Here is a 9,456-nt window from a genome sequence, read left to right as displayed (position 1 = left end):
AAGAATTTGCCTGGCGGCACTAGCGCGGCGGTCCCACCTGACCCCATGCCGAACTCAGAAGTGAAACGCCGTAGCGCCGATGGTAGTGTGGGGTCTCCCCATGCGAGAGTAGGGAACTGCCAGGCATCAAATTAAGCGTGCTGATATGGCTCAGTTGGTAGAGCGCACCCTTGGTAAGGGTGAGGTCCCCAGTTCGACTCTGGGTATCAGCACCACTTTTAAAGCGGTTAATAGTTCGGCACTTAGAAAAGAATTTGCCTGGCGACACTAGCGCGGCGGTCCCACCTGACCCCATGCCGAACTCAGAAGTGAAACGCCGTAGCGCCGATGGTAGTGTGGGGTCTCCCCATGCGAGAGTAGGGAATTGCCAGGCATCAAATAAAGCAAAAAGCCCAGTCGAAAGACTGGGCTTTTTGCTATGCATCTTTTATGAAAATAACCGCAAAGCCCGGCGCGGCGGCTGGGCTTTGCGGTTATAGAAGCCAGATTAATGAATAACCTGCGACAAAAACGCTCTTGTACGTTCTGATTTGGGGTTGGCAAAGAAGGTTTCTGGCGGTGCCTGTTCAACGATCTCACCACGATCCATAAAGATCACGCGATCCGCGACGGTACGGGCAAAGCCCATCTCATGGGTCACGCAGAGCATGGTCATACCCGACTCGGCAAGGCCAATCATCGTATCCAGCACTTCTTTCACCATCTCAGGGTCGAGCGCAGAAGTCGGTTCGTCGAACAGCATGATTTTCGGTTTCATACACAGCGAACGCGCAATGGCTACGCGCTGTTGCTGCCCGCCGGAAATCTGCCCCGGAAATTTATGGGCATGTTCAGCAATGCGCACGCGTTCAAGATAATGCATCGCCAGTGCTTCCGCTTCCTTCTTCGGCATTTTACGCACCCAAATCGGTGCCAGCGTACAGTTCTGTAAAACCGTCAGATGCGGGAACAGGTTAAAATGCTGGAACACCATGCCCACTTCCTGACGCACCTTCTCGATATTACGGATGTCCTCGTTAAGCTCAATCCCATCCACCACAATCCGGCCTTGCTGATGCTCTTCCAGATGGTTGATACAGCGGATCGTGGTGGATTTACCTGAACCCGACGGCCCGCAAAGGACGATACGTTCACCCTGTTTGACCTCAAGGTTGATATTTTTCAGCACGTGAAACTGCCCGTACCATTTATTCACATTGTCGAGCGTAATCATCGCATCGTCAGACTGCATAATCGTATTACTCATGGTTTTCCTCAGTGCGCTGTACGCCCGGTGTTGAAACGCTTCTCCAGATGCTGGCTGTAGCGTGACATGCTAAAACAGAAAATCCAGTAAACCAGCGCGGCAAAGACATAGCCCTCGGTCGACATGCCAAGCCATGCCGGATCGACCGTGGCCTGCTGCACGCTGCTGAACAGATCAAAAAGCCCGATGATGATCACCAGACTGGTATCTTTAAATAGCGCGATAATGGTATTAACCAGACCCGGGATCACCAGTTTCAGCGCCTGGGGCAATATGACCAGCCCCTGTGTTTTCCAGTAACCAAGGGCCAGCGATTCCGCCGCTTCATACTGACCCTTCGGCAATGCCTGAAGCCCGCCGCGTACCACTTCCGCCACATAAGCCGACTGAAAAAGCACCACGCCAACCAGCGCACGGATGAGCTTATCTATGCTTGTTCCTTCAGACATAAACAGCGGCAGCATTACTGACGACATAAACAGCACGGTAATCAGCGGCACGCCACGCCAGAACTCGATTAACACCACCGACAGGATCCGCACCACTGGCATTTTTGAACGCCGCCCCAAGGCCAGTAAGATGCCCAACGGCAAAGCACCGGCGATACCGACCGCGGCGATGATTAGCGTCAGCGTTAATCCGCCCCATTGACGGGTTTCCACCCGCTCAAGCCCTAAAAATCCTCCATACAACAACCACCACACCACGACCGGATAGATAACTGCCCAGCAGGCGATATAACGGCCACGCCTGGGCAGTGTTTTCAAAAACATCGGCGCGATAGAGAGCAGACCAAAGATTAAGGCAACATTGATCCGCCAGCGCTGCTCATGGGGGTAAAGGCCATACATAAACTGCCCAAACCGCTGATGGATAAATACCCAGCAGGCGCCTTCCTTCGTACAATCCGCGCGGGTCGTTCCCACCCAGTTTGCCTGGAATAACACCCAGTTAAGCAATGGCGGGATCAGCTCCCACATCAGCCACAGGCAGAACAGCGTCAGCAGTGTGTTTGACCAGCTGGAGAAAAGGTTCTTACGTACCCAAAGTAAATAATGCCCCGTCCCGGTACTGACCGGACGCGGCGAGTGAGACACAATAGCTTTTGTCATCACGGATCCTTAGCGTTCAATCAGCGCAATGCGGCGGTTATAGATATTCATCAGCAACGAAATACCGAGACTGATAATCAGGTATACCGACATAGTGATGGCGATAGTTTCAATTGCCTGGCCTGTCTGGTTCAGGACGGTTCCCGCGAAAAGCGACACCATGTCCGGATAACCAATCGCCGCCGCCAGAGATGAGTTTTTGACGATATTAAGATACTGGCTGGTTAATGGCGGGATGATCACACGCAGCGCCTGCGGGATGATCACCTGGCGTAGCGTTACCGGATGCGGCAGGCCAAGCGAACGCGCCGCTTCGTGCTGCCCGTGCGGTACTGACTGAATACCCGCGCGGATAATCTCGGCAATAAAGGCGGAGGTATAGACTGACAGGGCCAGCGTCAATGCTGCCAGTTCCGGAATCAGCGCCATTCCGCCACGGAAGTTAAAACCGCGCAGTTCCGGCACATCCCAGTGCAGGGCCGCCCCGAAAATCATGTGCGCCAGCAGTGGCAATGCGATGAAAAGACCAAGTGCAACCGGCCATGTGCGGCGTAGTTGCCCGGTTTTGATCTGATGCGTTTTATTAAAGCGGAACAGGCCAACCGACAGGACAACTGCCAGCGCGACTGCCGCGATAAAAGCCAGCAGCCCTTCACCTGTTTGCGGCGCGGGAATATAGAGACCACGATTGCTCAAAAACGCCAGGTCGAACGCGCTTACCGCCTGGCGTGGCCCCGGAAGATTACGCAGTACCGCAAAGTACCAGAAGAAGATCTGTAATAACGGCGGAATATTGCGGAACGTCTCGATGTAAATAGTCGACAGTTTACGCAGCAGCCAGTTTTCCGACAGTCGTGCAAGCCCCAGAAAGAAGCCCAGAAATGAGGCAAAAACAATGCATAGCGCCGATACCAGCAGCGTATTAAGCAAACCGACCAGGAACACCCGGCCATAAGTATCGCCCTGCTCATAATCGATAAGATGCTGAACAATGCCGAAACCGGCGCTGCGATCGAGGAAGGCAAAACCTGACGTGATGCCACGGTTGCTCAGATTGGTAACGGTATTGTGTATCAGGTAAATAGCCACGCCGACGACAGCCAGCACGGCGATAATCTGAAACAGCCAGGCGCGAACCGCAGGGTTGGAGAAGGAAAACGATCCTTTAACGGTTGGGCGGCGATGGGACATAAGAAAACCTCGGTAGCCATGACTCTGGACCGGACACCGCAAAGGCGGTGTCCGTTACTGCAAAATACAAAATGTCAGGTCTTAACGTACTGGCGGAGCGTACTGAATACCGCCGTTATTCCAGAGGTTGTTCTGACCACGTTTGATTTTCAGTGGGCTTTCAGAACCCACATTACGTTCGAACACTTCCGCATAGTTACCGACTTTCTTGATGATGTTATAAGCCCATTTGTTATCAAGCTTCAGATCCTTGCCGTAATCACCCTCTTTGCCCAGCAGATGCGCCATATCAGGCGTGGCCGGATTCGCCGCTTTCTCATCGACGTTTTTAGAGGTAACACCCATCTCTTCCGCATTCAGCATGGCGAACAGCGTCCAGCGCACAATGGAGAACCACTCATCATCACCGCGGCGAACCACCGGGCCCAGCGGCTCTTTAGAAATCACTTCCGGCAGAACAATCCACTCGCCCGGCGTGCTCAGCTTAATGCGCAGCGCATAGAGCTGAGACTGGTCGGAGGCCAGCGTATCGCAACGACCTGATTCCAGCGCCTTGGCGGATTCATCAGAACGGTCAAAGGTCACCGGGGTATAGTTCATTTTGTTGGATTTGAAATAATCCGCCACGTTCAGCTCGGTGTCTGTACCTGCCTGAATACAGACGGTGGCACCATCCAGCTCTTTGGCGCTTTTAAGGCCCGCTTTGTTGTGGGTCAGGAAGCCGATACCGTCATAGTAGGTGACGCCGGTAAAGGACATTCCCATGCCTGCATCACGGGAGGAGGTCCAGGTCGTATTACGGGAGAGTACATCCACTTCACCCGACTGCAACGCAGTGAAGCGCTCTTTTGCCGTCAGCGGGGTATATTTTACTTTTGTATCATCGCCGAAAACGGCAGCCGCAACGCCACGGCACACATCCACATCAATACCGCTAAATTTACCGTTGGCGTCTGCATAAGAGAAACCCGGCAACCCGTCACTAATACCGCACTGCACAAAACCTTTTTTCTTTACTGCATCCAGAGTGGCACCAGCATGGGCCTGATTAGCAACAGCAAACAGCGCACCGGCAGCGGCCAGGCTGGCGATCATCATCTTTTTCATAATGCATCCTGTGTGGCGAAATTATCGTTATATGAAGGCGTCCGGGAAACGCCTGAAACCTGTCTGTGGCTTTGGCCATACTTTGTAAAGCAAAGGTAGTGCCAGGTTTTACGTGCGAAAAGAATTAATGCAGAACGCCCGTAATAAGGAGAGTGTAGACAGGGAAAAATAAAATCAGCGCACTGGATTGGTGCGAAATTAAAACCTGTGCCACAAATCAGAGCAAAATAAATTCATAGCAGACGAACCATTGGTGGGATGAATTATTTATACAGGAAAGGGGGAAGAAAATAATGACCCAAAGTAAGAGATAATTTTAACAATGTTGATGGATTGCACCGGACGGGAGCAAAAGCAGGCGTACACCGGCACGCCTGCGAGAAGATTATTTGGTGAGAGCGACGATACCCAGGGTCACGCCAGCAATGGCCGCAGCGCCGCCTGCGATAGCGCCTGCCGTTTCCCAGTTATCCTGCGTGGTGCCTTTCATGCAGGTATTAGTGTGCACCAGGCGGCCCTGATCGTCATAGACGGGGACACAAGGGGAATCGTGAGCACACCCGGCCAGTACGGAAGACAACAGTGCAATGGCAATTAAATTTTTCATGATCACAATTACCTCTTATGTGTGAATGCGCTCATTCTACCACTGGTTGGCGCGCCTTCCTGCGGCTGGAGTTTTACAAAGCATGTCGAATGTAAAAAGCGTGGAGATAAAGCCGCCAGAATGGTGAGATTATGGAGAAATAGAGGATGTGCGCAGGGACAATGATGTACATGAGTGATGGTTTACCGGCGCAGAGGGCGTAAGGCGAAGCGATGCCAGCAGTCCGTCCACCAGCGACGGAGCCAGTCTGTCGAGATCAAAGCTTTTGTCCGTCATGAGCCAGTTTTTGATGATACCGCTCAGGTAGGCCTGAATAATAATCATCGCCAGGTCTATATTACAGTTCAGAAACCCTGGGTTTTCTTTTACGCATTTGTTCAACATCTGCAAAACATGTTCATGATTAAACAACAGACGCTCGCGTATCTCTGTTTCTGATGTCAGCTCTTTTGTAAACTCGCATTTATGGTAAAGAATTTCCACCAGCGCCTGTTCCAGCGGATCCTGAGCAATCAGCCGTAAACCTTCTATTAGTGATTGTCGTAATATTATTTCGGCAGATGCGTCCGAATGTAACTTCATTTTATCGGCTATTTTATCCCTCACAGGTAATTGTTCTTGCCAGATAGCGTTAAATAATTGTGATTTATTTTCAAAGTGCCAGTAAATAGCGCCGCGTGTTACTTGCGCTGCATGGGCTATATCATCCAGCGATGTGCCAGAGAATCCTTGTTGAGAAAAGGTTAAAATGGCGGTGTCAATTAATAATTGCCGTGTTTTTAAGGCATCCTCTTTCGTTCTTTTTGCCATGAATAATAACTATGCTGAATGATGGGTTACATTTGCTAAATGAAATTTCCGCAAAAAATTGAATTTGTATCCTTGCATTTTTCTACTATTCATTCAACATGTCGAGGCTATTTTTATTGCCGTCCTCTTTATATTCATCGCATAAATATAAAGAGGGATGTTTTTATTTTAGTGCTGACGCGGGTCGGTGAATGCGAACAGATATAAGGTGAACCGCTACCATGGCTAAGTTCTTTATTGATAGGCCTATATTCGCCTGGGTGCTGGCGATTATTTTAATGCTGGCTGGCGCGCTGGCGGTCATCAACCTTCCGGTTGCACAATATCCTACGATCGCACCGCCTGCTATCGCTATTAATGCCACTTATCCCGGCGCTGATGCGCAAACGGTCCAGGATACCGTTACCCAGGTGATAGAACAAAATATGAATGGCCTGGATAATCTGATGTATATGTCGTCCACCAGCGATTCTGCCGGCAGCGTGTCCGTCACCTTAACCTTTAAATCCGGCACCGATGCCGATATCGCCCAGGTTCAGGTGCAGAACAAACTGCAACTTGCCATGCCATTATTGCCCCAGGAAGTGCAGCAACAGGGGATCAACGTTAAGAAATCAAGCAGCACCTTTTTGATGGTAATGGGTTTTATCTCGGAAGACGGCAGCATGACGCAGGATGATATTGCCGATTTTATCTCGTCAAATATTAAGGATCCCGTTAGCCGTACTGAAGGGGTGGGCGATGTTCAACTCTTTGGCGCGCAATATGCGATGCGCATCTGGCTTGATCCGAATAAACTGAATGAATATCAGCTCACTACTGTGGATGTGGTAAATCAAATCAAAGCCCAGAACAGTCAGATTGCCGCCGGGCAACTGGGCGGCACGCCATCCGTGGCCAATCAGCAAATCAATGCCTCAATCATTGCGCAGACGCGACTGCGCACGCCGGAGCAGTTTGGCCGTATTACGTTAAAAGTCTTGTCCAGCGGCGCACGGGTACAACTTAAAGACGTCGCACGCATTGAGCTGGGCGGCGAGAACTACAACGTTATCGCCCGGTATAACGGTAAACCGTCAGCGGGTCTGGGCATCAAACTCGCAACAGGCGCTAACGCGCTGGATGCTGCCGATGCGGTGAAACAGCAGATGGCCCATCTGCAGCCCTACTTTCCTCACGGCCTGAAACTGGTTTACAGCTACGACACCACTCCTTTTATCAAGATCTCCATCCGGGAAGTTTTCAAAACGCTGTTTGAAGCCATCGTGCTGGTGTTTCTTGTCATGTATCTGTTTTTGCAGAATCTGCGGGCCACGCTTATTCCTACTATTGCGGTGCCCGTGGTGTTACTGGGGACCTTTGCCATACTGGCGGCGTTTGGCTATTCGATTAATACACTGACCATGTTTGGTATGGTGTTAGCCATCGGCCTGCTGGTGGACGACGCTATCGTGGTGGTGGAAAACGTAGAACGCGTGATGGTCGATGAAGGATTGTCGCCCAAAGAGGCGACGCAGAAATCGATGTCGCAAATACAGGGCGCGCTGGTGGGCATCGCCATGGTGCTGTCGGCGGTATTCGTCCCGATGGCGTTTTTTGGCGGTTCAACCGGGGTGATCTACCGGCAGTTCTCCATCACCATCGTTTCTGCCATGGCGCTGTCCGTGCTGGTGGCGCTTATTTTAACGCCCGCGCTGTGTGCCACCCTGTTAAAACCCACCGCCCACGGCACGACTAACCGGATGTTTGGCTGGTTTAACCGGCTGTTTGAACAAAGTACCCATCACTACACCGGCAGCGTACAAAAACTGCTAAGCCGTACTGGACGCTACATGGTGCTTTACCTGGTGATTGTCGTGGGTATGGCCTGTTTATTTCTTCGTTTGCCGACCTCCTTTTTACCCGAAGAAGATCAGGGGGTTTTCCTGACGATGGTCACGCTGCCCGCTGGCGCTGCTCAGGATCGCACAGAAAAAATCATGCAGGAAGTTACGCGTTACTACCTGACGAATGAGAAAAATAACGTGGATTCCGTGTTTACGGTGACGGGGTTTGGACTCAACGGCAAAGGGCAAAACAACGGCCTGGCCTTTATCCGCTTAACAGACTGGGCGCAGCGCGAGGGCGAGGAGAATCGCGTTGAGGCGATAGTTGCGCGTGCCACGCATGCGTTTCGCAGTATCAAAGACGGGATGGTTTTTGCATTCAACCTTCCCGCCATCACCGAACTGGGCACTGCCACGGGGTTCGACTTTGAATTGATCGATCAGGCGGGGCTGGGGCACGTGGAGTTAACCAAAGCGCGTAATGAACTGCTGAAGAAAGTGGCCCAGCGCCCGGACATGCTGGTGCGCACCCGGCCTAATGGCCTGGAAGATATGCCGCAATTCAAACTGAATGTCGATCAGGAAAAAGCACAGGCGCTCGGCGTCTCACTCGCGGATATTAACAAGACCATTGCCACCGCCCTGGGCAGCACTTACGTGAATGATTTTGTCGATAACGGTCGTGTGAAAAAAGTCTACGCGCAGGCTGATGCGCCTTATCGCATGATGCCGGATGATATTAATCGCTGGTTTGTACGCAGTCGTACCGGCGAAATGGTACCTTTTTCAAGTTTCACCAGCGCCAACTGGATCCAGGGATCGCCGCGTCTTGAGCGCTACAACGGTTTACCAGCGATGGAAATTCTGGGTGAGGCCGCACCGGGTAAAAGCAGCGGTGAAGCTATGAAGATGATGGAGGCGTTCGCCGCCACGCTGCCCTCCGGGATAGGCTTTGACTGGACGGGGATGTCTTATCAGGAGCGTTTATCCGGCAATCAGGCGCCCGCGTTATACGCCATCTCATTAATGGTGGTGTTCCTGTGTCTGGCTGCGCTTTATGAAAGCTGGTCGATTCCCTTTTCCGTCATGCTGGTCGTGCCGCTTGGTGTGGTTGGCGCCTTGCTGGCGGCCAGCTGCCGTGGCCTGAGTAACGACGTCTATTTCCAGGTTGGCCTGCTGACCACCATTGGTTTGTCGGCAAAGAATGCCATTTTGATCGTCGAATTTGCCAGGGATCTGATGGATAAAGAGCGTAAAAGCTTAATCGACGCCACCCTGGAAGCCGTGAAAATGCGTTTGCGTCCGATCCTTATGACGTCACTTGCCTTTATCCTTGGCGTAATGCCGCTGGTGCTCAGTACAGGTGCGGGCAGCGGCGCGCAAAATGCGGTTGGGACCGGCGTAATGGGCGGTATGGTATCCGCGACCTTACTGGCGATATTTTTTGTACCAGTATTCTTCGTTGTTATTCGCCGACGCTTTACCAATAACCACTGAATATATTCACTGAAATTATTTATATAAATAATCTTATACAAGGGGTTTATATTTAAAAGG

At 51.6% G+C, this 9,456-nt stretch carries 7 protein-coding genes, 1 tRNA gene and 2 rRNA genes; 4 read left to right on the top strand and 6 right to left on the bottom strand.

Annotated elements, in window-relative coordinates:
- The first annotated feature begins 9 nt into the window (after positions 1–9).
- From rrf (QRD42_RS02890) to rrf (QRD42_RS02880), 3 genes are all read left to right on the top strand, one after another.
- Positions 10–125, top strand: a 5S ribosomal RNA gene (gene rrf / locus QRD42_RS02890).
- Positions 126–139: 14 nt separating this feature from the next.
- Positions 140–215 (top strand) — tRNA-Thr (locus QRD42_RS02885).
- Between the two features lie 42 nt (positions 216–257).
- Positions 258–373, top strand: a 5S ribosomal RNA gene (gene rrf, locus QRD42_RS02880).
- 114 nt (positions 374–487) lie between these two features.
- Here the strand turns inward: rrf (QRD42_RS02880) and QRD42_RS02875 are convergent.
- The 6 genes from QRD42_RS02875 to QRD42_RS02850 form a co-directional block, all read right to left on the bottom strand.
- On the bottom strand, positions 488–1,246 hold the full coding sequence (locus tag QRD42_RS02875; RefSeq protein ID WP_318363338.1) for an amino acid ABC transporter ATP-binding protein: 759 nt from the start codon (positions 1,244–1,246) through the stop codon (positions 488–490).
- A gap of 8 nt (positions 1,247–1,254) precedes the next feature.
- Positions 1,255–2,358, bottom strand: coding sequence for an amino acid ABC transporter permease (locus tag QRD42_RS02870; protein ID WP_321988143.1), 1,104 nt, complete (start codon positions 2,356–2,358; stop codon positions 1,255–1,257).
- Positions 2,359–2,367: 9 nt separating this feature from the next.
- Entirely contained in the window at positions 2,368–3,549 is a 1,182-nt protein-coding gene (locus QRD42_RS02865) for an amino acid ABC transporter permease (RefSeq protein ID WP_072569511.1), read from the bottom strand.
- A gap of 81 nt (positions 3,550–3,630) precedes the next feature.
- Positions 3,631–4,656: an amino acid ABC transporter substrate-binding protein gene (locus QRD42_RS02860; RefSeq protein WP_072569512.1), complete on the bottom strand. Its 1,026-nt coding sequence runs from the start codon at positions 4,654–4,656 to the stop codon at positions 3,631–3,633.
- A 385-nt stretch (positions 4,657–5,041) separates the two neighbouring features.
- Positions 5,042–5,263, bottom strand: coding sequence for a hypothetical protein (locus tag QRD42_RS02855; protein ID WP_318363340.1), 222 nt, complete (start codon positions 5,261–5,263; stop codon positions 5,042–5,044).
- Positions 5,264–5,392: 129 nt separating this feature from the next.
- Positions 5,393–6,073, bottom strand: coding sequence for a TetR family transcriptional regulator (locus tag QRD42_RS02850; protein WP_321988142.1), 681 nt, complete (start codon positions 6,071–6,073; stop codon positions 5,393–5,395).
- A 221-nt stretch (positions 6,074–6,294) separates the two neighbouring features.
- Between QRD42_RS02850 and QRD42_RS02845 the strand changes: the two genes are divergently transcribed.
- Positions 6,295–9,396: an efflux RND transporter permease subunit gene (locus QRD42_RS02845; protein WP_321988141.1), complete on the top strand. Its 3,102-nt coding sequence runs from the start codon at positions 6,295–6,297 to the stop codon at positions 9,394–9,396.
- Positions 9,397–9,456 lie beyond the last annotated feature (60 nt).

It is taken from the genome of Enterobacter sp. PGRG2, assembly GCF_030291195.1.
Classification (GTDB): Bacteria; Pseudomonadota; Gammaproteobacteria; order Enterobacterales; family Enterobacteriaceae; genus Enterobacter_D.
The sequence above is the reverse complement of the archived record's forward strand: the minus strand, read 5'-3'. Positions and strand labels throughout refer to the sequence as shown.

Coding starts and splice junctions, on each gene's coding strand:
- QRD42_RS02875 (WP_318363338.1), bottom strand. CDS start 1,246: ATGAGTAATACGATTATGCAGTCTGACGATGCGATGATTACGCTCGAC.
- QRD42_RS02870 (WP_321988143.1), bottom strand. CDS start 2,358: ATGACAAAAGCTATTGTGTCTCACTCGCCGCGTCCGGTCAGTACCGGG.
- QRD42_RS02865 (WP_072569511.1), bottom strand. CDS start 3,549: ATGTCCCATCGCCGCCCAACCGTTAAAGGATCGTTTTCCTTCTCCAAC.
- QRD42_RS02860 (WP_072569512.1), bottom strand. CDS start 4,656: ATGAAAAAGATGATGATCGCCAGCCTGGCCGCTGCCGGTGCGCTGTTT.
- QRD42_RS02855 (WP_318363340.1), bottom strand. CDS start 5,263: ATGAAAAATTTAATTGCCATTGCACTGTTGTCTTCCGTACTGGCCGGG.
- QRD42_RS02850 (WP_321988142.1), bottom strand. CDS start 6,073: ATGGCAAAAAGAACGAAAGAGGATGCCTTAAAAACACGGCAATTATTA.
- QRD42_RS02845 (WP_321988141.1), top strand. CDS start 6,295: ATGGCTAAGTTCTTTATTGATAGGCCTATATTCGCCTGGGTGCTGGCG.